17 protein-coding genes are annotated in these 22,926 nt (G+C 67.4%); 12 read left to right on the plus strand and 5 right to left on the minus strand.

Annotation, left to right across the window (positions count from 1 at the left end; genetic code table 11):
• Positions 1 to 3 precede the first annotated feature (3 nt).
• From AC07OK_RS06495 to AC07OK_RS06550, 12 genes are read left to right on the plus strand one after another with little or no spacing between them, the layout of a single operon-like run.
• The gene (locus AC07OK_RS06495; RefSeq protein ID WP_494689529.1) at positions 4 to 768 is read left to right on the plus strand and encodes an XrtA-associated tyrosine autokinase; all 765 of its coding nucleotides are present in this window, start codon (positions 4 to 6) and stop codon (positions 766 to 768) included.
• On the plus strand, positions 752 to 2,281 hold the full coding sequence (locus tag AC07OK_RS06500) for a TIGR03016 family PEP-CTERM system-associated outer membrane protein (protein WP_494689530.1): 1,530 nt from the start codon (positions 752 to 754) through the stop codon (positions 2,279 to 2,281). Before AC07OK_RS06495 ends, AC07OK_RS06500 begins: the two co-directional genes overlap by 17 nt.
• A gap of 12 nt (positions 2,282 to 2,293) precedes the next feature.
• Positions 2,294 to 3,436 carry a non-hydrolyzing UDP-N-acetylglucosamine 2-epimerase gene (wecB, locus tag AC07OK_RS06505; RefSeq protein ID WP_494689531.1) on the plus strand — a complete coding sequence of 381 codons (1,143 nt, stop codon included), beginning with the start codon at positions 2,294 to 2,296 and terminating at the stop codon, positions 3,434 to 3,436.
• The gene (locus tag AC07OK_RS06510) at positions 3,436 to 4,269 is read left to right on the plus strand and encodes an XrtA system polysaccharide deacetylase (RefSeq protein ID WP_494689532.1); all 834 of its coding nucleotides are present in this window, start codon (positions 3,436 to 3,438) and stop codon (positions 4,267 to 4,269) included. The genes wecB and AC07OK_RS06510 overlap by 1 nt, the downstream gene beginning before the upstream one ends.
• Entirely contained in the window at positions 4,266 to 5,297 is a 1,032-nt protein-coding gene (locus AC07OK_RS06515) for a FemAB family XrtA/PEP-CTERM system-associated protein (RefSeq protein WP_494689533.1), read from the plus strand. Before AC07OK_RS06510 ends, AC07OK_RS06515 begins: the two co-directional genes overlap by 4 nt.
• A 4-nt stretch (positions 5,298 to 5,301) precedes the next feature.
• On the plus strand, positions 5,302 to 6,531 hold the full coding sequence (locus AC07OK_RS06520) for a TIGR03087 family PEP-CTERM/XrtA system glycosyltransferase (protein ID WP_494689534.1): 1,230 nt from the start codon (positions 5,302 to 5,304) through the stop codon (positions 6,529 to 6,531).
• A complete protein-coding gene (gene xrtA / locus AC07OK_RS06525; RefSeq protein WP_494689535.1) occupies positions 6,528 to 8,099 on the plus strand; it encodes an exosortase A in 1,572 nt (523 codons plus the stop codon). Before AC07OK_RS06520 ends, xrtA begins: the two co-directional genes overlap by 4 nt.
• Positions 8,083 to 9,255 carry a TIGR03088 family PEP-CTERM/XrtA system glycosyltransferase gene (locus tag AC07OK_RS06530; RefSeq protein WP_494689536.1) on the plus strand — a complete coding sequence of 391 codons (1,173 nt, stop codon included), beginning with the start codon at positions 8,083 to 8,085 and terminating at the stop codon, positions 9,253 to 9,255. Before xrtA ends, AC07OK_RS06530 begins: the two co-directional genes overlap by 17 nt.
• Before the next feature lie 10 nt (positions 9,256 to 9,265).
• Positions 9,266 to 11,191 (plus strand): XrtA/PEP-CTERM system amidotransferase, encoded by a 1,926-nt coding sequence (locus AC07OK_RS06535; RefSeq protein ID WP_494689537.1) that lies wholly within the window; start codon positions 9,266 to 9,268, stop codon positions 11,189 to 11,191.
• A 2-nt stretch (positions 11,192 to 11,193) separates the two neighbouring features.
• Positions 11,194 to 12,402: a TIGR04063 family PEP-CTERM/XrtA system glycosyltransferase gene (locus AC07OK_RS06540; protein ID WP_494689663.1), complete on the plus strand. Its 1,209-nt coding sequence runs from the start codon at positions 11,194 to 11,196 to the stop codon at positions 12,400 to 12,402.
• On the plus strand, positions 12,399 to 14,870 hold the full coding sequence (locus AC07OK_RS06545; RefSeq protein ID WP_494689538.1) for a glycosyltransferase: 2,472 nt from the start codon (positions 12,399 to 12,401) through the stop codon (positions 14,868 to 14,870). Before AC07OK_RS06540 ends, AC07OK_RS06545 begins: the two co-directional genes overlap by 4 nt.
• Before the next feature lie 13 nt (positions 14,871 to 14,883).
• On the plus strand, positions 14,884 to 15,630 hold the full coding sequence (locus AC07OK_RS06550) for a class I SAM-dependent methyltransferase (protein ID WP_494689539.1): 747 nt from the start codon (positions 14,884 to 14,886) through the stop codon (positions 15,628 to 15,630).
• Here AC07OK_RS06550 and AC07OK_RS06555 read toward each other — a convergent pair.
• From AC07OK_RS06555 to AC07OK_RS06575, 5 genes are read right to left on the minus strand one after another with little or no spacing between them, the layout of a single operon-like run.
• The gene (locus AC07OK_RS06555; protein WP_494689540.1) at positions 15,627 to 16,811 is read right to left on the minus strand and encodes a hypothetical protein; all 1,185 of its coding nucleotides are present in this window, start codon (positions 16,809 to 16,811) and stop codon (positions 15,627 to 15,629) included. The genes AC07OK_RS06550 and AC07OK_RS06555 overlap by 4 nt on opposite strands.
• A 2-nt stretch (positions 16,812 to 16,813) precedes the next feature.
• Positions 16,814 to 18,292 (minus strand): MBOAT family O-acyltransferase, encoded by a 1,479-nt coding sequence (locus AC07OK_RS06560; RefSeq protein ID WP_494689541.1) that lies wholly within the window; start codon positions 18,290 to 18,292, stop codon positions 16,814 to 16,816.
• A complete protein-coding gene (locus AC07OK_RS06565) occupies positions 18,282 to 19,355 on the minus strand; it encodes a glycosyltransferase family 4 protein (protein WP_494689542.1) in 1,074 nt (357 codons plus the stop codon). The genes AC07OK_RS06560 and AC07OK_RS06565 overlap by 11 nt, the downstream gene beginning before the upstream one ends.
• A 10-nt stretch (positions 19,356 to 19,365) precedes the next feature.
• Positions 19,366 to 20,811, minus strand: a complete 1,446-nt coding sequence (locus AC07OK_RS06570) for a lipopolysaccharide biosynthesis protein (RefSeq protein WP_494689543.1) — start codon at positions 20,809 to 20,811, stop codon at positions 19,366 to 19,368.
• A gap of 9 nt (positions 20,812 to 20,820) precedes the next feature.
• Entirely contained in the window at positions 20,821 to 22,899 is a 2,079-nt protein-coding gene (locus tag AC07OK_RS06575; RefSeq protein ID WP_494689544.1) for a glycosyltransferase, read from the minus strand.
• Positions 22,900 to 22,926 lie beyond the last annotated feature (27 nt).

A 22,926-nucleotide genomic window follows, 5' to 3' on the forward strand; every position in this document is an offset into this window, starting at 1 on the left:
CGCATGGAGCAATCCACCGAGCATACGATGTCCACCAACGGCGCACCGCGCCATATCGAGATCAACCTCGAACGGCTCAGTCAATTGGGCATGGTGACCCATGACGGCGGCCGCACCGCCGTCGCCGAGGATTTCCGCATCATCAAGCGGCCCCTGCTGCGAAATGCCCGCGGCGACCACGACATCCCGGCGCTGCGGCACGGCAACCTGATCGTCGTCACCAGCGCCCTGCCCGGCGAAGGCAAGACCTTCTGCGCGGTCAACCTGGCGATGAGCATCGCGATGGAGATGGACATCACGGTGTTGCTGGTCGACGCGGACGTGGCGCGGCCCTCGGTGCTCAAGGTGCTGGGCCTGCCTGCCGAGCCCGGCCTGATGGACATCCTGCTGCGCGAGCGCACCGAACTGTCCGACGTGATCCTGCGCACCAATGTCGCCACGCTCAGCATCCTGCCGGCCGGGCGGGCCAACAAGCACGCCACCGAACTGCTGGCCAGCCGCAGCATGAGCCGGCTGCTGACCGAGATCGCCGAACGCTATGCCGATCGCATCGTCATCTTCGACTCGCCGCCACTGCTGATGACCACGGAAGCGAGCGTGCTGGCGGCGCAGATGGGGCAGATCGTCATGGTGGTCGAGTCCGAGACGACCAGCCAGCATGCGGTCAAGGAGGCGCTGCGCCACATCGAGCAGTGCCCGCATGTCAGTCTGATCTACAACAAGAGCAAGGCCTTCCCCGGCGGCGAATACTATGGTTATTATGATTAACCTGGCTCCACGCGGCGCTCCCTATCAGCTCAGCATGCTGGTATTGCTGTCGCTGCCGGCCTGCGCCATTCCGGCCGAGTGGAACGTGACGCCCTCGGTGCGGCTGCGCGAATCCTACAGCGACAATATGAACCTGGCGCCGCCCGACCAGGCGCGCGGCGAGTTCACCACCGAGTTCTCGCCCGGCATCGCCATCAGCACCAATGGTCCGCGGCTCAAACTCGCGCTGGACTACTCGCTGCAAAGGATAGCCTACACCCGCCAGGCCGACCGCAGCAACCAGCAACTGGACGCCAGCGGCCACGCCGACCTGCTGCGCGACTGGCTGTACCTGGACGCCCGCTCCAGCATCAGCCAGCAGAACGTCTCGGCGTTCGGCCCGCAGCTGGTGGATGCGGCCCAGGTCACCGGCAACAACAGCACCGTGCGCGCCACCAGCCTCAGCCCCTACCTGAAGCACTACTTCCATGGCCTGGCCACCGCCCAGCTGCGCTACGACTACCAGCGCGTCAGCAGCGGCAGCCGGTTGAGCGTGCGCAGCGACGACGCCAGCCTGCAACTGACCGGCGACAACGGCGGCCAGGGCTGGAATTGGGACTTGCACGCCAACCACAAGAATATCGACGACACAGCGCTGCCTACCGTCACCATGAGCGACGTCGCGCTGACGCTGAGCTACCCGCTCAACAGCCGCTTGTCGCTGTTTGGCACAGGCGGCTACGAAAAGAACGACTACCACTCGACCGGCGCCCAGCCGCAGGGCCGCCACTGGTCAGTGGGCGGCAACTGGACACCGTCGCCGCGCACCAAGCTTGCCGCCAGCCTGGGACGCCGCTATTTCGGCAACACCTACAGCCTGGACGCCGAATACCGCCTGCGCAGCATGTACTGGACGCTCAATTACAACGAGGACATCACCACCACGCACGGCGAGTTCCTCAGCATACCGCCAACCGGCCTGGGCGACTTTCTATACCAGCTGTGGGCCACCCGCATCCCCGATCCGCAGGCGCGCTTGCAAACCATCAAGCTGTTCCTGCTGGTGTCGCAAATACTGGGGCCTAACGGCAACGTCAACTTCTTCAGCCATCGCTACTATCTGCAAAAAGACTTGAAATTGGCGACGGTGTACAGCGGCCCGCGCGGCGCGCTGGCGTTCTCCCTGAGCAGCGGCCGCCGCACCGCCCAGACCAGCAACGCCATCGACAGCCCCTTGCTGGGTCCCGACCAACTGGCGCTGGAAGACCGCACCCGGCAGAACAGCGCCCAGGCCGGCTGGAACTATCGCATGTCGCCGCGCAGCAACCTCAACGTCGGCGCCAGCGTCAGCCGGGCCGAATCGCTGAGCACCGGCCGCACCGACCGCAACAGCGCGCTGACCGTGTCGCTGACCCATCAATTGCAATCGAAGGTCAGCGCCAGCATCGATCTGCGCCATGTCCGCCACAGCAGCAATGCCGGCGGCAACTACCGTGAAAACGGCATCGGCGCGGCCTTGATGGTCGCCTTTTAAGCGGAGTCAGCCATGCCCTCGCCCTCCCCCATCGTCTGCGTCGTCGCCGCCCGCCCCAATCTGATGAAGATGGCGCCCATCCTGCGCGCCCTGGCCGGCTCCGACTATCCGCTCGAGTCGGTGCTGGTCCACACCGGCCAGCACGACGACGCCGACATGGACGGCGAATTCTTCACCGCGCTGGAGATGCGCGCGCCGGACGTGCGGCTGCAGGTCGGCTCAGGCAGCCACGCGGTGCAGACCGCGCTGGTCATGCAGCGTTTCGAGCCGGTGCTGGACGCCAGCGCCCCGGCGGCCGTGCTGGTGGTCGGCGACGTCAATTCCACGCTGGCGTGCGCGCTCACGGCCGCCAAGAAAAACATACCGGTGCTGCATGTCGAGGCCGGCCTGCGCAGCTACGACCGCACCATGCCGGAGGAAATCAACCGCATCCTCACCGACCAGCTGTCGACCCTGCTGTTCACCAGCGAAGCGAGCGGCATGAGCAATCTGCTGCGTGAAGGCATACCGGCGGCGCGCATCCATTTTGTCGGCAACGTCGTGATCGATACCCTGCAGCGCGAACTGGCGCGGGCCACGCCGGTGCTGGAAGTGTTGCGGCAGGTCCATCTGGCCGGCTTCCTCCAGCACGACAGCCGCTACGCACTGCTGACCTTGCACCGCCCGTCCAACGTCGACGATCCGCGCCGCCTGCGCCTGCTGATGGAGACCATCGTCAAGCTCAGCGACGAGGTGCCGGTGTTGTTCCCGCTGCACCCGCACACCCGCGCCATGTTGCAGCAACACGAACTCGGCCATCTGCTGGACGCGCCGCGCATCGCCTGCCTGCCGCCGCAAGCCTACCGCGCCATGCTGGGCCTGATGAAATCGGCCAGCCTGGTGCTCACCGATTCCGGCGGCGTGCAGGAGGAAACCACGGCGCTCGGCGTGCCCTGCCTCACCCTGCGCGACAGCACCGAACGCCCGGTCACGGTCACCGAGGGCAGCAACGCCATCGCCGGCCGCGATCCCGCCGTCATCCTGGCGCTCAGCCGCGACATCCTGCGCTATGGCGGCAAGGCCGGGCGCAGCCCCGCCTGCTGGGACGGCCACGCAGCCGAACGCATCGCCGGCCACATCGGCCGCTGGCTGTCCACCACCCAGGAGGCAAGCTGATGCGCAACGCCTTGTCGATCGACGTCGAGGACTATTTCCAGGTGTCCGCCTTCGCCGGCCATATCCGCCGCGCGGACTGGGCCACGCTGCCGTGCCGGGTCGAACGCAACGTCGAGCTGATCCTCGGCCTGCTGGCGCAGCAGCACACGCAAGCCACCTTCTTCACCCTGGGCTGGGTCGCCGAACGCTATCCGGCCTTGGTGCGCCGTATCGTCGAAGGCGGCCACGAGCTCGCCAGCCACGGCTACGCCCACCTGCGCGCCAACGAACAGACGCCCGCGCAGTTTCTCGACGACATACGGCGCAGCAAGCAAGTGCTGGAACAGCTGAGCGGTACGGCCGTGCTCGGCTATCGGGCGCCCAGCTTTTCCATCGGCGCCGCCAACCTGGCGGCCCTGGACAGCCTGTACGCCGCCGGCTACCGCTACAGCTCCAGCATCTATCCGATCCGCCACGACCACTACGGCATGCCGGACGGCGCGCGCTTTGCCTGGCGCCCGCGCGGCGAGCACGGCGTGCTGGAGCTGCCGATCAGCACCGTTCGCCTGTTCGGACGCAACTGGCCGGCCGGGGGCGGCGGCTACTTCCGCTTGCTGCCCTATGCCGCGTCCCGCTGGGCCTTGCGGCGCATCAATTCAGTCGACGGCCAAGCTGGCATATTCTATTTTCATCCGTGGGAACTCGATCCCGGCCAGCCACGCCAACCCGGCATCGCCTTCAAGACCCGGTTTCGCCACTACCTCAACCTGCACCGGATGGAGGGGCGCATCGGTCATCTGCTGCGCGATTTTCAATGGGGCCGGATCGACCACCTCTTTCTGGGGAAGACATGATGCAGTGGAGCGTAGGACAGATGGGCAAGCATGACCACGCGCGCTGGGACGCCTTCGTGCAACGCTGCCCCGACGCCACTTTCTTTCATCGCGCCGGCTGGCAGCAGGTGATAGAAAACGCGTTCGGCCATCCCACCTGGTATCTGTATGCGGAAGCGGCCGGACAAATCCAGGCCGTGCTGCCGCTGGCCCAGGTCAACAGCCGCCTGTTCGGCAACACCTTGTGCTCGCTGCCCTTCTGCGTCTACGGCGGCGTGGCCGCGCTGGAAGAAGGCGCCGCCGCTGCGGTCGACCAGGCGGCCCAGCAACTGGCGCGCCGCCTGCGGGTCGACCATCTGGAATACCGTCAACTGCAATCGATCCACGCCGACTGGTTGCACAAAGACCTGTACGCCACCTTCCGCAAGCCGCTCGCCGCCGACCATGAACAAAACCTGCTGGCCATCCCCCGCAAGCAGCGCGCCATGGTGCGCAAAGGCATGGCGGCCGGCCTGAACAGCGTGATCGACGCCGACACCGACCGTTTTTACGACAACTACGCCACCAGCGTGCATCGGCTGGGCACGCCGGTGTTCAGTCGCCGCTATTTCCGCACCTTGCAGCAAACGTTTGGCGACGACTGCGAAATCCTCAGCGTCCAGCACGGCGACAAGGCGATCTGTTCGGTGCTGAGTTTCCATTTTCGCGACGAGATCCTGCCCTACTACGGCGGCGGCGGCGATGCCGCCCGCCTCCATGCCGGCAACGATTTCATGTACTGGGAAGTGATGCGGCGCGCCACCGAGCGCGGCCGCCGGCTGTTCGACTTCGGCCGCAGCAAATACGGCACCGGCGCGTTCGCGTTCAAGAAGAACTGGGGCTTCGCGCCGCAAGCGTTGCGCTACGACTATCAATTGCATCGGGGAAAACAGCTGAAGGATGTCCAGCCCTTGAATCCGCGTCTGCAACTGCTGATACGCGCGTGGCGCATGCTGCCCTTGTCGCTGGCCAATGCGATCGGCCCCCACATCGTGCGGCAACTGGGCTGATACCATGCGCGAGCTGCTGTACTTAACCCATCGCATCCCCTACCCTCCCAACAAGGGAGACAAGATCCGCGCCTACCACGTGCTGCGCTACCTGCAGCGCCATTTCCGCGTGCACCTGGGCAGCTTCATCGACGATCCCGCCGATCTGGTCCATGCCGAGCACCTGGCGGCCGATTGCGCCAGCAGCTGCTTTGTCCGCCTCCGTCCGCGCCTGGCGCGGCTGGCCAGCATACCGGCGCTGTGGCGCGGCGAGGCGCTCAGCGTCGCCTATTATCGCCACCCGCAACTGCGCGACTGGGTCGCCGCCACGCTCAAGCAGCACCGCATCGACAGCGCGCTGGCCTTTTCCGGCCCCATGGCCCAATACCTGCCGGCCCGCACCGCGCGCGGCCCGCTGCACCGGGTGCTGGACCTGGTCGATGTCGACTCGGAAAAATGGCAGAACTACGCCGATGGTCGGGGCTGGCCGCTGTCGTCGCTGTATCGGCGCGAAGGTCGCAGTCTGCTGGAATTCGAACGCGCCGCCGCCCGCAGCTTCGACCAGACCCTGCTGGTCTCGCGCGCCGAAGCCGAACTGTTTCGCTTGCGGGCGCCGGAATCGGGCCACAAGACCGGCCATTTCAGCAACGGCGTCGACTGCCAGTATTTTTCACCGCAACCCGCCGCGCCCGATCCCTACCAGGGCGCCCGCGTGCTGGTGTTCACCGGCGCCATGGATTATCGGCCGAATGTCGACGCCGTCAGCTGGCTGGCCCGGCGCGTCATGCCCGCGCTGCGGCAGGAATTTTCCGACCTTCAATTCCACATCGTCGGCGCGCGTCCCGCTCCGGCGGTCGCGGCGCTGGCCCGCCTGCCGGGCATCCATGTCAGCGGCACGGTGCCCGATATCCGTCCCTATCTGCAACACGCGGCGCTGGCGGTCGCGCCGCTGCAAATCGCGCGCGGCATCCAGAACAAGGTGCTCGAGGCCATGGCCATGGGCAAGACCGTGGTGGCGACGCCGCAGGCCCTGGAAGGACTGTCGGCCGTGCCGGGACGCGATCTGCTCAGCGCCAGCGGCGCCGTCGAGTTCATCCACCATATCGGCCGGCAGTTGCGGACCGAAGGCGGTCTCGGCGTAGCTGCCCGCCAGCACGTGCTGCGCGACTACCAGTGGCACAGCAACCTCGAACGGCTGGGCGTCGTGCTCTACGTCAGCGAAGCTGAGCGCCAATCGGCGGAGCCAGCGCCATGACCGCGGCCCTGTACCCCGTCCCGGCGCCGCGGGCCGAGCCGCCGGCCCGACCGGCCCCGTCATGGCCATATGCCTGCCTGCTGCTGGCGCTGGGCGCGCTGCTGGCCGCCTACTGGGCGACCGCTGGCGCGATGATCAATCAGTGGTGGCACTCGCAAACGTTTGCCCACGGCTTTTTGGTGCCGCCGGTCTGCATCTGGCTGGCCTGGCGGCAACGCGCCGAACTGGCAGTCCTGCGGTTGCAACCCGCACCGACCGCGTTGCTGCCGCTGGCGCTGTTGGGCCTGCTATGGTTCCTGGCCGCGATCGCCAACGTGCCGGTGCTGCAGCAATACAGCCTGGTGCTCATGGTGGCCGCGCTGGTTGCGCTGGTGCTGGGTTGGCGCCACGCCTATGCGAGCTCCTTCGCCCTGGCCTATCTGCTGCTCGCCGTGCCCTTTGGCGAAGTGTTCATCCCGCCCCTGATTGAATTCACCTCGGGCTTCACGGTGGGCGCCTTGCAGCTGGCCGGCATTCCCGTCTTCCGCGACAACAGCTATCTGTCGCTGCCCAGCGGAAACTGGTCGGTGGAGGAGGCGTGCAGCGGCCTGCGCTATCTGATCGCGTCGATCGCCCTCGGCACGCTGTACGCCTACCTGACCTATCACAGCCGCTGGCGGCGGGCCGCCTTCATCGTCGTCGCGCTGCTGCTGCCCATCGTCGCCAACGGCCTGCGCGCCTTCCTGATCGTGCTGATCGGCCACTACAGCAACATGACCTTGGCCGTCGGCATCGACCATCTGATCTACGGCTGGCTATTTTTCGGCGTGGTCGCCAGCCTGATGTTCTGGGTAGGCGCGCGCTGGCGTGAAGCCGGCCCGGCGGCGCCCCGGCTGCCGGCCTCCAGCCCGCCGGGCCAGGCTCCGGCGCCGCGGCCGTCCGCTTGCCTGGCGGCGGCGCTGGCGGGGGTGTTGTGCGTCGCCGTCTGGCCGTTGCTGGCCCAGTTCGTCCTGCGGCCGCCGACGGCTGAACGCCACGCCGCAACGCCGCTGATGCTGGCGCCGCCACCCGCGCCGTGGCAGGCCAGCGCCCTGCAGGCCGGCGACTGGCACGCCCCGCATGCGGGACAGCCCCAGCGCTGGTCAGCCAATTACAGCGACGGCGTGCAGCAGGTGTCGCTGCAACTGAGCTGGTATCGCCACCAGTCCAAAGGCGAGGAACTGCTGACCCAGGTATGGACGACGCCGCCCGGCAGCCCGGCGTGGAAGGAGATGGCGGAAACCAGCCGGCTAGTCCATCTCGGCCAGCAAGATCTGCGGGTGCGCCAAACCATCGTCCAGGCCGGCGAAACCAAGGTGCTCGTGTGGCGCTGGTACCGCCAGGCGCGACGCGACACCGCCAGTCCCTTGCTGCTCAAGCTGCTGCTGGCGCGCAGCAAACTACTCGGCAGCGCAGACGACGGCGCGGAGATCGCGCTCGCCGCGCGCTATGACGAGCAAGCGGAGCAAGCCGCACAAGCCATGCAAGCACTGCTGTCGGCCATGCAGCCCGCCATCGAACAAGGACTTGCCCATGTCGCCGGACGCTGAACTGGTCGCCGCGCCGCTGATCGTGCACCTGATCCATCGCCTCGACGTGGGCGGTCTGGAGAACGGTCTGATCAACCTGATCAATCACCTGCCGCCCGAGCGCTACCGCCACGCCATCGTCTGCCTGCGCGACTACACCGACTACCATCTGCGCATCCGGCGGCCCGGCGTCGAGATCATCAGCATCAACAAGCGCGAGGGCAAGGACTGGGGCCACTATCTGCGGCTGTTCCACACCTTGAAACGGCTGCGGCCGCTGTTGATCCACACCCGCAACCTGTCCGGCATCGAAGGCCAGTTGCTGGCCGCCGTGGCCGGCGTGCGTCTGCGCGTGCATGGCGAGCACGGCCGCGACATGGACGACTTGCACGGCCTGAGCCGGAAATATCGCTGGCTGCGCAAGCTGCTGCGGCCGCTGATCGGGCATTTCATCGCCGTCAGCAAGGACCTGGAAGCCTGGCTGATCGGCACCATAGGCGCCCGGCCGCAACACGTCACCCACATCTGCAACGGCGTCGACAGCCTGCAATTCCATCCCCGCCTGGGGCCGCCCGCCGTGGTCGGCCCGCCGGGCTTTCTGTGCGAGGACGCCTTCGTCATCGGCAGCGTCGGCCGCATGGCCGAGGTCAAGGACCACCTGTCGCTGGTGCAAGCCTTCATCCTGCTGATCGCCGAACACGCGCTGCCGCGCGACCGCCTGCGCCTGCTCATCGCCGGCGACGGCCCTTGCCGGCCAGCTTGCCAGGACCTGCTGCGCCAGGCTGGCATGGAGGAGCTGGCCTGGCTGCCGGGCCAGCGCGACGACATCCCGCAACTGATGCGGGCCATGGACGTGTTCGTTCAACCGTCGCTGGCCGAGGGCATGTCCAACACCATCCTGGAAGCGATGGCGACCGGCTTGCCGGTGGTGGCCACCGCGGTCGGCGGCAATCCGGACCTGGTCTACAGCGGCTGGACCGGCACCCTGGTGCCCGCGCGCGCGCCGGCGATGCTGGCCGACGCCCTCAACGACTATTACCGCCTGCCCGCCCTGGCCGGCAACCATGGCCAGCGCGGACGCCGGCGGGTGTTGGCCGAATACAGCCTGAACGCCATGGCCGACGCCTACCTGGCCGTCTACGACGCCCTCGCCGCCCCCCAGCAACGTGACCGATGAAAGGACCGCCATGTGCGCCATCGCAGGAATTTTCGATCTACACCGTCATGCCGACATCGACGCCGGCATGCTGCACGCCATGACCGAACGCCAGCGCCACCGCGGCCCCGACCAGGGCGGCGCACACCTGGAGCCGGGCCTAGGGCTGGGCCACCGGCGCCTGTCCATCATCGACCTGGGTGGCGGCCAGCAACCGCTGTTCAACGAAGACCACAGCGTGGTCGTGGTCTACAACGGCGAGATCTATAACTTCCAGGCCCTGATGCGGGAGTTGCAGCAGTTCGGCCACAGCTTCCGCACCCACTGCGACACCGAAGTCATCGTCCACGCCTGGGAACAATGGGGCGAACGCTGCGTCGAGCGTTTTCGCGGCATGTACGCCTTCGCGCTGTGGGACCGGCGCCAGCAGACACTGTTCCTGGCGCGCGACCGGCTGGGCGTCAAGCCGCTGCACTACGCGCTGCTGGACGACGGCCAGCTGCTGTTCGCCTCGGAGATCAAGGCCTTGCTGCTGCACGATGGACTGCGGCGCGATCTCGACCCGCTGGCGGTCGAAGACTACTTCGCTTACGGCTACATCCCCGAACCGCGCACCATTTTCCGCCAGGTGCGCAAACTGGCGCCCGGCCACACGCTGCTGCTGCGCAAAGGGCAAGCGTTGCCGGCGCCGCGGCGCTACTGGGACATCCCCTTCGACGTCCAGCCAGCGCTGGGCGAAGCGCAGGCCGCCGATGAATTGCTGGCGCGCCTGCGCGAAGCGGTGCGCATCCGGCTGGTGGCCGAAGTACCGCTGGGCGCTTTCCTGTCCGGCGGCGTCGACTCCAGCGCCGTGGTGGCCTTGATGGCGCAGGAGTCGGCGACGCCGGTCAACACCTGCTCGATTTCCTTCGGCGACCCCAGGTTCGACGAAACGCCCTACGCGCAAATGGTCGCCGAACGCTACGGCACCCGCCACCACATGCAGCGCGTCGAACAACACGACATCAGCCTGGTCGACCGCCTGGCCGGACTGTACGACGAACCCTATGCCGACAGTTCCGCGCTGCCGACCTACCGCGTCTGCGAACTGGCCCGCCGGCGCGTGACGGTGGCCCTGTCCGGCGACGGCGGCGACGAGAACCTGGCCGGCTACCGGCGCTACCGCTGGCACCTGCACGAGGAACGCTGGCGCGCCATGTTGCCGCTCGGCCTGCGCCGGCCGCTGTTCGGCGCCCTCGGCCGCCTCTACCCCAAGGCCGACTGGGCGCCACGTCCGCTGCGCGCCAAGACCACCTTCGAGGCGCTGGCCAGGGACAGCGTGTCGGCTTATTTCCACAGCGTCAGCATCATGGACGACCAGATGCGGCTGGCCCTGTTCAGCCCCGCGCTCAGGCGCGACCTGGCCGGCTACCACGCGCAGGAAGTGCTGTACCGGCACGCCCGCGACTGCCCGGCCGAGGACGCGCTGTCGCGCATCCAGTACCTGGACCTGAAGACCTATTTGCCGGGCGATATACTCACCAAGGTCGACCGCGCCAGCATGGCGCACGGGCTGGAGGTGCGGGTGCCCTTGCTCGACCATCGCCTGGTCGAATGGATGTCCAGCCTGCCCCCGGAACTGAAGCTGCGCGGCGGCATCGGCAAATACCTGTTCAAACGCGGCCTCGAGCGGCACCTGCCCAAGCAGCTGCTGTACCGTAACAAGATGGGGTTCTCGGTGCCGCTGGCCGCCTGGTTCCGCGGCCCGCTGCGCGCCCACCTCGAACGCAGCCTGCGCAGTCCGGTGCTGGCCGATTGCGGCCTGTTCAATCTCAAGCAGGTGCAGGCGCTGCTGGCGCAGCACCTGTCCGGCCGCAGCGACCACAGCGCGCCACTGTGGTCCTTGCTGATGTTCGAATCCTTCCTGCGCCAGCTGCCGGCGGCCGCGCCGCGCAACCTGGTCCGGCAGGTGGCATGACGATGCGCGTGCTGCACATCCTCGACCATTCGCTGCCGCTGCACAGCGGATACACCTTCCGCACGCTGGCGATACTGCGTCAGCAGCGCAAGCTGGGCTGGCACACCATCCACCTGACCAGCGCCAAGCAAGGCGGCGGCCAGCGCGAACAGGAAGTCGACGGCTGGCATTTCTTTCGCACCCAGCCGCTGCGCCGCTGGTGGACGCGGCTGCCGCTGCTGCGCCACTGGGGCGTGGTGCTGGGCTTGCAGCAGCGCCTGATGACGATCGCCGCCAAGGCGCGCCCGCACGTGCTGCACGCGCACTCGCCCGCGCTCAACGGCGTGGCCGCGCTGCGCGTCGGGCGCGCGCTGGGCATACCGGTGGTCTATGAAATCCGCGCATTCTGGGAAGACGCCGCCGCCGACCATGGCAGCGGCCGCGCCGGCGGCCTGCGCTACCGCCTGACGCGCGCGCTGGAAAGCCATGTGCTGCGCCGGGCCGACGCCGTCACCACCATCTGCGAAGGCTTGCGCAACGATATCATCGCGCGCGGCATCCCGGCCGCCAAGGTCACGGTGATACCGAACTCGGTCGATGGCGACCAGTTCTCGGACGCCTGCTCCGCGCCGCAACAGCTGGCCCTCAGCCTGGGCCTGCAGGGCAATCTGGTGCTGGGATTTATCGGCTCGTTCTACGCCTACGAAGGCCTGGCGTTGCTGATCGCGGCGATGCCGCGCCTGCTGAGCGGCGCGCCGTCGGTGCGGCTGCTGCTGGTCGGCGGCGGTCCGCAGGAGGCCGAATTGCGCGCGCTGGTCGAGCGCCTGGGCTTGCGCGGCCAGGTCAGGTTCGCCGGCCGCGTGCCGCACGAACGCATCGCCGACTACTATCAGCTGGCCGACATGTTGATCTATCCGCGCCTGCCGATGCGCCTGACGGAGCTGGTGACGCCGCTCAAACCGCTGGAGGCGATGGCCCAGGGCCGGCTGGTGGTGGCCTCGGACGTCGGCGGCCACCGGGAATTGATCGAGCACGGCCGGACCGGCGTGCTGTTCAAGGCCGGCGACGCCGAGGCCTTGGCGGCCCAGGTCCTCGACCTGCTCCAGCATGCCGATCGCTGGCCGGCCCTGCGCCAGCGCGCGCGCGCCTACGTGGAAAGCGAACGCAACTGGCCGGCCACGGTGGCCCGCTATGGCCCCATCTACCAGCGCCTGCGCGCACACGCGGCATGAACGGCCCGCATCCGCTGTCCGCCGACAGCCGCGCCGGGTCCATCGCGGGCCTGCGGATCGCCCTGGTGGGGCCGCTGCCGCCGCCGGCAGGCGGCATCGCCAACCAGACCGAGCAGCTCGCCAGGCTGCTGCGCGAGGCCGGCGCCGAGGTCGAGCTGGTCCAGGTCAACGCCGCGGTGCGGCCGGCCTGGCTCGGCGCGGTGCGCGGACTGCGCGCGGCGCTGCGGCTGCCGCCCTACCTGTGCCGCCTGTGGCGCGCCGCGGGCCAGGCGCAACTGGTGCACGTCATGGCCAACTCAGGCTGGTCGTGGCACTTGTATGCGGCGCCGGCGATCTGGATCGCCCGCTGCCGAGGCAAAGGCGTGCTGGTCAACTATCGCGGCGGCGAAGCCATGGGCTTCCTCAAACGGCGCGCCGCCGTGGTCCGCTGCAGCATGGCCAGGGCGCACGCGCTGGTGGTGCCGTCGGCCTTCCTCGCCGACGTCTTCACCCTGCACGGCATGAGCGCGCAAATCGTGCCCAATATCGTCGATCTGAGCCGTTTTTACCCGGCCGGCCCGGCGGCGCCGCACGCCGCCATCCTGGTCGCCCGCCATCTGGAGCCGCTCTACGACCAGGCGACGGCGCTACGCGCTTTCGCCATCGTGCGCCGCAGCCTGCCCCAGGCCCGCCTCACCATCTGCGGCGACGGCCCCGACTTGCAGCGTTTGCAGCAACTGGCCGACACGCTGGAACTGGGCGACGCGCTGCACTTCACCGGCAAGCTGGACAATGCCGCCATGGCCGCCCTGTACCGCCAGAGCAGCCTCGCGCTCAATCCCAGCCTGGCCGACAACATGCCCATCTCGATACTGGAGGCGTGGGCCAGCGGCGTGCCGGTGGTCAGCACGGGGGTCGGCGGCGTACCGTATCTGGTGCGCGACGGCGTCAACGGCCTGCTGGTGCCGCCGCAAGACGCGCCGTCCATGGCAGAGGCCATGCTGACCATCTTGCTGGCGCCGCAACTGGCCCGGACGCTGGCCGAGGCCGGCAAGCTCGAAGCCCGGCGCTATGCCTGGCCGCAAGTCGCGCCCCTGCTGCTGGCACAATACCGGCGCGTGCTCAGGCGCCCACCGGCCAGCGGCTACACGGCGCTGGTGTCGCGGCTGCTGTTCCCGCTGCATGAAATGCTCAAGCAACACCGTAGCGTGGCCTTGCGGCGCCACCTGGAACAGACCCAGTGGTGGCCGCCCGAACGGCTGGAAGCGCTGCGCCTGCAGCGCCTGCGCGCGCTGCTGCTGCACGCGTCCGAACACGTGCCCTACTTCCGCCAGCTTTACGCCAGCCTCGACTTCGACGCCACCCGCGTCCGCGACCTGCGCGACTTGCGCCGCCTGCCCATCATCCACAAGGCGGACATCAACCACCACCGCGACGAATTCGTCGCCGACGATGCCGGGCCGCTGCAGCGCTTCAACACGGGCGGGTCCAGCGGCGAGCCGTTGATCTTCTACCAGGGCAAGGGCCGCGTCAGCCACGACGTCGCCGCCAAATGGCGCGCCACGCGCTGGTGGGGCGTCGACATCGGCGATCCCGAGGCCTTGATGTGGGGCTCGCCCATCGAACTCAAGGCGCAGGACCGCTGGCGCATGCGGCGCGACCGCCTGCTGCGCAGCCTGTTGCTGCCGGCCTTCGACCTGTCGGCCGCCCGCCTCGACGACTACCTGCGCCGCCTGCAGCGCCAGCGCCCGGCCATGCTGTTCGGTTATCCCTCGGCCATCTGCCTGCTGGTCAAGCATGCGCAGGCACGCCGGCTTGCGCTGGACGGTCTGGGCGTCAAAGTGGTGTTCGTCACCGCCGAACGGCTGTACGACGAACAGCGCGCCCTGCTGGAGCGGGCCTTCGCCGCCCCGGTCGCCAATGGCTACGGCGGCCGCGACGCCGGCTTCCTGGCCCATGAATGTCCCGAAGGCGGAATGCACATCACCGCCGAAGACGTCATCCTCGAAATCGTCGATGCGCAAGGCGCGCCCGTCGCGCCCGGCGACAGCGGCGCCATCGTGGTCACCCACCTCGCCAGCCGCGACTTCCCCTTCATCCGCTACGCCACCGGCGACGTCGGCGCGCTCGACACCCGGCCATGCCCTTGCGGTCGCGGCCTGCCGCTGCTGAAGCGGGTCGAGGGGCGCGTCACCGATTTCGTCGTGGCGCGCGACGGCACCGTCATGCACGGCCTGGCGCTGATCTACGTGCTGCGCGACCTGCCGCAGATACGCGCCTTCAAGATCGTCCAGGAAAGCCTGGACGTCACCCGCGTGCTGCTGGTCAGCGTCAGCGGCTTGCCGGCGCTGATCAGGATAGACATCATCCGCCAGTTCCGCGCCCGCCTCGGGGCCTCCGTGGAGATCGTGATTGAAGAGGTGGCCGAGATACCGGCGGAGGCCTCAGGCAAGCACCGTTACGTCATCAGCAAAGTAGTCGCCAACTGAATCAGGAGCCGACATGCCCATACTCGCCTTCACCGCGCTGGCCTTGCTGCTGGCCGTCGCGCTCTATGCCTTGCACAAGCTGCGCCACGTCCACCTCCTGCTGTACGACGTGCGCGACCAGACCCATAACGACCAGGCCGGCCTGTTCCGCCAGCTGGAGGCCCTGCAAGGCCTCTACGTCGAGCTCGATCTGAAACACAGCCTGCCGCCGACGCGGGGCTGGGCCGCCTCGCCGGATTTTCTGCTGGAAGTGGCGCGCCATGCGCGCACCTTGCAACAGGCGACGGTGCTCGAATGCAGCAGCGGCATATCCACGCTGGTGCTGGCCCGCTGCATGCAGTTGAACGGCGGCGGCAAAGTCTACAGCCTGGAACACGACCGCCATTTCGCCGCCCAGACGCGCGCCCAGCTGCGTCGCCACGGACTGCAGGATTGGGCCACGGTGATCGATGCGCCCTTGACTGCGTACGACATCGACGCACAATCCTGGCCCTGGTACGATCTGGCGCAGCTTCCCGCGCAGCTGGCGATCGACCTGCTGGTCATCGACGGGCCGCCGCAAGCGACACGCCCGCAGGCGCGCTTCCCGGCCGGGCCGCTGCTGTTCCCGCGCTTGAATGCCGGCGCCGCGGTCTTCCTGGACGACGCCGCGCGCCCCGACGAGCAAGCGATACTGCTGCGCTGGCGCCAGGCATTTCCGGCGCTGGCCTACACCAGCCAGGCGTGTGAAAAAGGCTGCGCGGTCCTGCGCAAGCACTAGCGCTCCGCGACCACCTTGCGCACCATCGCGGTTTCCTCGGGGTGCAGCAGGTGATACCGCTCGCGCGCCAGGCGCATCGCCGCCTGGCGCTGCTCCAGGGTTTCCGGTCTCAGCTCGATGCCAAAGTCCTGCGGCGGGTCGCCGCCCCCAAACATCCGCGCCAGTACCATCGCCCCCACATTGCTACGGTAGTGCGAGGTCTCCCAGTAGTAGCGCATGGCGGGCTGCCTGCTCACTTGCGGAATGGCTTCGGTCGTCACGCTGTTGAAACCGGAAAAATCATAGATGCGCACATTGCAGCCCGCCGCGCGATATCGTTGCCCCATGCCGGCCAGCGCGCGCTGCCAGGCCTCCATGGCCGGCCACCTGCCGGCCCAATACAAGGCGTCGGCGGTCATCGCGTGGGTAGGATTGAGATACAGGCGGACGCGGGTGCCGGCCGCGCATAACTTGGCCATGCTGCGATCCATCGCCAGCATCGCCGCCGCGGTTGGTCCCGTGCCGCGCAGGTAATCGCGCAGCCGCGGAACGATCACCGCGCGGGTTCCTCCCAGCTCCTCGATACGCCCGCGCATGCAGGCGACGTCCCGCTGGCCGTAGTAGGCCAGACTGGAACGGCAAGCCTTGCCGAAGGTTCCGCGCAGCACACGGATGGAATCTTCCGTCATGTCAATCGCCAGGCTGCGCCTGACATCGATCAAGGCGCGCCGCCATAAATATAGCGGCCCGTCGGCCACCAGTTCGCGCTCGAATTCCGAGTTGCCAACCTCCATCGTGAACGACGGCGCATCCAGCCCCCAAACCAGGGTTTTCAGCTGTCCTATCTTCGCCGCGTGGTCCACCATCGCCATCGCATCGCCCAGTGTCGCGCCGGACAAGCCGCCGTTAAACACGTCCAGGTCGGCAAACGGCGCCGTCCGTGTCGGCAAGCCCAGTTCGGTGCGGGAATTCCCGACGTACAGCACCGTCGGCTTGAATTTCGCCAGCGCATAGGTCTTACCCCAGGCGCTGAGTTTTTCCCGTTCCGGTCTCAGACGCAGTAGCTCCGGCGTTTGCCATTGATGGGTCAAATACGGATCGACCTGGTAATTCAACACCGTCACCGCAGCGATCACCGTGGCGCTGCTGGCACAAAATACGCTGACATAGTTGCGCCATTCGGCGCCGGCTTCCTGGCGCATGATCAGAATTGAAAATAGAGGAATTCGCTGACGCGGTTCATGCTGAGCAGGCAACCGAGAAACAGCAGGGAAAACGCCAGGCTCCAGGTCGGGCGCGGACGCCAGGTCCAATGCCAACGGCGGGGCGCGGCAAGCAACTGCTCTATGCACGGCGCGTAGTGGCGGAAGATTTCCTGCGTATTCGGCGCCATCAAGGCCAGCGCCATCGCCAGCGGCAGCACCGGCACCGCGTTGCCGCTGAAATCTATCCAGCGGATGCCCGTGAAGCTGAAAGCGGAGGGCAAGCAGCAAGCATATGCGGCCACGCCGCGCGGCAAGGCCACCCCATTCGCCCCCGCCATGGCGCGCAAGACATCGGCGGCAGTCGCCAGGTCGGGCGCCCGGAACACCGCCCACGCAAGCACCACGGCGAAAAAGGTCAGCCACCTGCCCCACCAGCGCGGCGCTCCTTCGCCCGCCCGCGCCAACCAGCCGCGATAGGCCACCAGATACAAGCCGTGCAAGCCGCCCCACACGACGAAAGTCCAGCCGGCGCCATGCCATAGTCCACCGAGCAGCATCGTCAACATCAGGTTGCGATAGCGATGATGGCGATTGCCGCCCAACGGCACATACAAATAGTCCCGCAGGAAACGCGACAAGGTCATATGCCAGCGCCGCCAGAACTCGCCGATGTTGCGAGCCTGGTAAGGGGAGTTGAAATTCAGCGGCAATTTCACGCCGAACAGCCGGGACAAGCCGATCGCCATATCGGAATAGCCGGAAAAGTCGAAATAGAGTTGCACGCTGTAGGCCAGCGTGCCGATCCACGCTTCCAGCAGCTGCGGATGGGCATCGGCGGCAAATACCGGCGCCACCAGCGTCGATAGCGGATCGGCCAGCAGCACCTTCTTGGCCAGCCCCAGCACGAAGATCGACAGGCCCACCGCGACATCGGCCGCGTTCAGGCCTGGCGGGCGCTCGAACTGCGGCATCATTTCCTTGTGATGCAGCACCGGCCCCGCTATCAGATGCGGGAAATAGCTGACGAACAAGGTGTAGTGCACGAAGCGGTACTCGCCGGCCTTGCCCCGGTAGCAATCGAGCAGGAAGGCAATCTGCGTAAAGGTAAAGAATGAAATGCCAATCGGCAGGATCACGTCCCATCCGCGCGCAGGGGAGCCGGCCAGCGCATAGACGTTGTCCATGAAGAAGTTGGCATACTTGAAGTAGCCCAGCAAGGCCAGGTTCGCCGTCAGCGCGAGCACCAGCCAGCGGCGACGCCGGAGCGCCGCCTGCATGCGGCCGGCGGCCCAATAGTTGAATCCGATGGACAGCATCAGCAAGGGCAGATAGCGCAAGTCCCAATAGCCGTAAAAGAACAGCGACGCCAACGCCAGCCAGCCGATCGCCCAGCGTGGGCGCATACGCGCCAGCAGGTAATAGCCGGCCAACACCGCCGGCAAATACAGGAACAGGAAACTGAAGGAATTAAACAGCACGACGCGCCTCTTGCTCGCGGCGTGTCCTGTGATACAGCTCGGTATAACAGGACACCATCTGCTCGGCGACCCGCTGCCAGCTGTACCGTTCGACCAGGGAACGCACCCGTGCCCGCTCCGGCGGACGGGCCAGCAGGCCGTCGACGGCAAGCCGCAAGCCGGCCGTATCGTCCCACGCCAGCTGTTTCACGGCGAAGCCGCTGTCGGGCAGGCTGAGCGCGCTCTCGTCGGTCATCACCACCGGCGTGCCGGCCGCCAGCGCCTCCAATACCGACAGGGGGAACACCTCGCCCTGGCTGGGCAAGGCCAGCACGGAGGCGCTGGCGTAGGCGCTGGCCAGCAGCGGATCGTCATGCTCCAGCTGGCCCAGCCAGCGTACCCGCGGCTGCGCCAGCAATTGCTGCAAATAGTGCTGGTGCTGGCGCTGCGCCCGGCCGATCAGCACCACCGGCAATGCCGTCGATTCCAGCGCCCGCACCAATCCCAGCTGGTTCTTGTAGGGCGAAATGGCCCCCACCATCAGCACAAATGGACCGTACAGCCCGGTACAACGACGGAACTCTTCCGGCCGCGCGCCAAAGAAGTGCGGGGTGATGCCATTCGGTAGCACGCGGATCTTCCCCTCGGCAATCTGGAACGCGCTGACCATCGCGTCGCGCTCGCCCTCGCCCAGTGCGATCACCATCTGCGCCAATTGCAAGGCGCGTTTGGTTTGCGCGTAACTGGTTTGCACGTTCCAGCCGGTCAGGCGGCCGGTCAGCTGGTCGGCCAGGCGGGCACGCATGCCATCCAGCCGCCCCCACCCCGGCGACAACACCGACGACAACACCACCGGCACCCCGAGGTCGACCGCCAGTTCCACCAGGCGGTGGTTGCCGTTGATCGCGGAGAATACATGGATCAGGTCGAACTGATCCAGGCGCTCACGGTTGGCGTCGACCAGCGACACCTCCAGGCCGGGCGCCGACTGCTGCTGCAAGGCACGCATGGTGGAGCGCACCTGCACCTGTAGCCCGCCCTCGCGCTGGAACAGCATGGGATACGACAGGATTCCTACGCGCATAAAATACTCCCTATTTGACTAGCCTGGCCCACACTTTGCGTCCCGCCAAAGTACATTCGGCGGCCAGCTCGTGCTGGAAAAGAAGGATGGCCGCCAGCCACAGCGGCAAGGCGAGCAAGCCGGCCATCGACAGTTGGTACAGCGCGCGCTCCGGCGCCAGCGGATGCCAGGCAAACAGCAGCAACGGACCGCTCAGGCTGCTGAGCGCCACCAAGGCGCTGCGCCTGACCGCGCCCAGCAAGGCGCCGGCCTGCAACGCCGCCAGCTGCCGCAGGTAGCGGAAGGTCCACAGGCTCCTGAACACGCCGCCGACCACCACCGCCCACGCCACCCACTCCAGCCCCAGCGGCGCGGCCAACAGCACGGCCAGCACGCGCACCGGCGCCGACAAGGCGTCCAGCTTGGCCTGGGAGCGCACTGCGCCCATCGCCACGAACAGATAGCGCGCCATGCTAAACATGCTATATAAGGCGCTCGACAGGCACATGATGCGTATCAAGGGCACGCATGCATCCCACTGTGGGCCGTACAGCACGCGCACCAGTGCCGGCGCCGAAATCGCCACAAAGCCAAAGAAGGGCCAGGCCAACACGGTCACGTAGCTGGCGGTGGTCAGGTAGGCTTGCCGCAGGTCGCCGCCGGCCCGCGCCTGGGCCGAAAACAGCGGGAAGATGACGGGGGAGATGGCGCTGGTCACCAACTGGTTGAAGACGTTCAACACGCCTTGCGCCTTGCCAAAGATGCCCACTTCGGCGACGCCGATCAACTTACCCACGATCAGGTCGGGCGCGGCCACGCCCAGCTCGTCGATCACGCTGCCGGCCGTCGAGATCGTGCCGAACGACAGGATCGCCGCCATGCCGCTCCGCGCCGGCAGCCAGGGCAGGCCACTGGGCCAGCAGCAGATGCTTGCCAGCAGCCCCGCCGCCGTGCCCGCCACCGCGCCCCAGACCAGGCTCAGATAGCCATGCCCCAGCCAGGCCAGCCCGACCGAGACCAGCAACTGCGCGCCGCTGCTGGCGGTATTGATCGCGAAGATGGCCGAGAAGCGCATCTGGCGCCGCAAGCACGGCAAGGCCAGCGAGCTGAACGGTATCAGCAGGAAGTTGATCGACAGCAGTTGCAACACCGAGCTCAGTCGCGGATCGCGATAGAACCGGGCCGCCACACCGCTGCTCAGCAGCACCACCAGCGCCAACGACCATGCCACCAGGATGCTGGTACCCAACGCCGCCCGCAACTTCTGCTCGTTCAGCTGTTTCTCCTGGATCACGTACGGCCCGACACCGAAATCGCGCACCGCCTGCGCCAGCCCGACCAGCACGGCACCGACCGCGTAGACGCCGATCTCGGCCGGTGTCAGCAGCCGCGCAAGTATCATCGTGCCGGCCGTGTTCACCAATAGCAGCGTGTACTTTTCAGCGAAGGACAGCAGGAAGGACATGCGCGGCTGCATGGCGCCGCCTCAGATCAGCTGGTCGTAAAAGGCCAGCACCTGCCGGCCCACCACGGCGCGGCTGTAGTGCTCGACAGCCTCCTGGCGCGCCTGTCGCCCCATGGCCGCGCGCCGGCCCGGCTGGTCCAGCAGTTCGCCCACCAGGGCCGCGGCCGCCTTGACATCATCGGCCGGCACCAGCAGCCCGCCGCCGCTGTCGCGCAGGATGTCCGCGCTGCCCGGCACGTCCGTCGCGACGGCGGGGACGCCGCAGGCCATCGCCTCGATCGTCGCGATGCCGAAGCCTTCGTTCCGGCTCATCAAGACGTGCAAGTCCAGCGCCGGCAACAGCTTTTCCAGATCCGGCACGAAACCGGTGAACACCACATACGGCGCCAATCCGGCCTGCTCCACTTGCCGCCGCAGCCCGGCTTCGAGCGGACCGCTGCCGATCAGGACCAGATACAGCTGCGGCAATCGCTGCCGCAGCAGCGTGAACAGATCGAGCAAGAGCTGGGGCCGCTTTTGCTCGGACAGGCGGGCGGCGACGCCGATCACCAGCGCCGCTGGCGGCAGTTGCAGCGCCAGGCGCGCGGCGTGGCGCAGCTCCGCACCCGGCTTGAATCTATCGGTGTCGACGCAATTGGGTATCACCGCCACGCGCGCGGTCGCCGGCAGATAGGGCTGATAGATGGCCATGAAATGCGCCATCGCCGAGCGCGACACGGCGTAGACCCCGCGCACCGCGCCGAAAGCCTGGCGCAGCAAGGGCTGGTGCCAGTCGCTGATCTCCGCCGCCGGGAACGCATTGTGCACGCTGATGACGGCCGGCAGGCGGCAGTAGCGCGCCAGCCACAAGGCGGAGGCGCCGTAATTGGTCCAGCACCAGGCGACATGCACCAGGTCGGCGCGAAAGGCGCGCAGCCGCCGCGCGGCGCCCAGCCTGGCCCGCAGCAGGTTCCAGCGGCGCCAGGACCACTGCTCGAAGAAGGCCGGCGGATCGAATTCCGCCACCACGATCTGCTCGTGCGCCAGCCGTCCAGTCCAGGCTTCGATGCCGGCGAAGCGGCGCAGCGCCAGGCTGCCGTCGGCGCCGGCCTGGCGCAGGTAGCGCAATTCCTGCGCCATGCGCATTTCCATCCCGCCGAGTTCGCCGGAATAACTGGTGATCAGCACCCGTTTGCAGGCATCGCCGCGCCCCCGCCTGGCCTCGAAAAAATAGCCGCGCAAGAAAGCCAGTTCCCAGCGCCGCCGGAACAGCGCGTCGGCGTCGCCCCGCAGCCGCGCGCGCAGGTAGCCGAGGCACTCCAGCGCAAACCGCGCCAGCATCCAGCGCGGCACGCCCGACCATTCGGGAAAGGTGCCCGGCCGGTCTTGCCGATACTTGCCGCGGCCGAAACGCCAGGCCTTGTCCAGCACATACTCCTGCGTCAATTGATGGGTGCGGATATGGTGCGCCACCCTCGCGTGAGGATAGAACCAGGCCGGGTAGCCGGCCAGTGCCAGCCGGCGGGTCAGCTCGGTTTCGCTGCCCATGGCGTAGGCGCCGCCATTCGGGCCGATCGAGCTGTCGTAGCGATAGCCGGCATCGAACACCGCCCGCCGCACCGCCATGTTGGCGCCCCACACCAGGCCGGGAAATACCGGCCCCTCGGCTTGCGCGCCGGCGGTCAGGCCGAAGGTCAGCCCGACCGGAACCAGGCGCGGCAACCACTCCGGCGGCGCAACCGCCCAATCCGCCTCTATCGCCCCGCCGAACACCGCGTACTCCGCATGCGCGGTGGCGCAGCGCTCCCATTGCAGCAGCCAGTCCGGCGCCGGCGTGGCATCGTCATCGCTGAAAATAAACAGGGCGTCATCGTCGCAGTGGCGCAACGCCCATTCCACGGCCAGGTTCAGGGCAGCGTTCTTGCCCTTGTCTGGCGTACTGAGCAGATGCAGCGGCAGGCGCTCGCGATATTGCGCAATCAGGGCGCCGGTGCCGTCGCTGCTGCCGTTCTCGATAATGATCAGCCGCCATGCCTGGCCGGGCGTTTGCAGACGGCAATAGCCATCCAGCACTTTGGGCAGTGTCTGTACGCCATTGCAGGTCGCTATGAGAACGGTCAACAAGAGTGCTTCTCCCATATCCTAAGA

Source organism: Duganella sp. GW821-FHT07G03, from assembly GCF_059418605.1.

Coding starts and splice junctions, on each gene's coding strand:
- AC07OK_RS06495 (WP_494689529.1), top strand. CDS start 4: ATGGAGCAATCCACCGAGCATACGATGTCCACCAACGGCGCACCGCGC.
- AC07OK_RS06500 (WP_494689530.1), top strand. CDS start 752: ATGGTTATTATGATTAACCTGGCTCCACGCGGCGCTCCCTATCAGCTC.
- wecB (WP_494689531.1), top strand. CDS start 2,294: ATGCCCTCGCCCTCCCCCATCGTCTGCGTCGTCGCCGCCCGCCCCAAT.
- AC07OK_RS06510 (WP_494689532.1), top strand. CDS start 3,436: ATGCGCAACGCCTTGTCGATCGACGTCGAGGACTATTTCCAGGTGTCC.
- AC07OK_RS06515 (WP_494689533.1), top strand. CDS start 4,266: ATGATGCAGTGGAGCGTAGGACAGATGGGCAAGCATGACCACGCGCGC.
- AC07OK_RS06520 (WP_494689534.1), top strand. CDS start 5,302: ATGCGCGAGCTGCTGTACTTAACCCATCGCATCCCCTACCCTCCCAAC.
- xrtA (WP_494689535.1), top strand. CDS start 6,528: ATGACCGCGGCCCTGTACCCCGTCCCGGCGCCGCGGGCCGAGCCGCCG.
- AC07OK_RS06530 (WP_494689536.1), top strand. CDS start 8,083: ATGTCGCCGGACGCTGAACTGGTCGCCGCGCCGCTGATCGTGCACCTG.
- AC07OK_RS06535 (WP_494689537.1), top strand. CDS start 9,266: ATGTGCGCCATCGCAGGAATTTTCGATCTACACCGTCATGCCGACATC.
- AC07OK_RS06540 (WP_494689663.1), top strand. CDS start 11,194: ATGCGCGTGCTGCACATCCTCGACCATTCGCTGCCGCTGCACAGCGGA.
- AC07OK_RS06545 (WP_494689538.1), top strand. CDS start 12,399: ATGAACGGCCCGCATCCGCTGTCCGCCGACAGCCGCGCCGGGTCCATC.
- AC07OK_RS06550 (WP_494689539.1), top strand. CDS start 14,884: ATGCCCATACTCGCCTTCACCGCGCTGGCCTTGCTGCTGGCCGTCGCG.
- AC07OK_RS06555 (WP_494689540.1), bottom strand. CDS start 16,811: ATGCGCCAGGAAGCCGGCGCCGAATGGCGCAACTATGTCAGCGTATTT.
- AC07OK_RS06565 (WP_494689542.1), bottom strand. CDS start 19,355: ATGCGCGTAGGAATCCTGTCGTATCCCATGCTGTTCCAGCGCGAGGGC.
- AC07OK_RS06570 (WP_494689543.1), bottom strand. CDS start 20,811: ATGCAGCCGCGCATGTCCTTCCTGCTGTCCTTCGCTGAAAAGTACACG.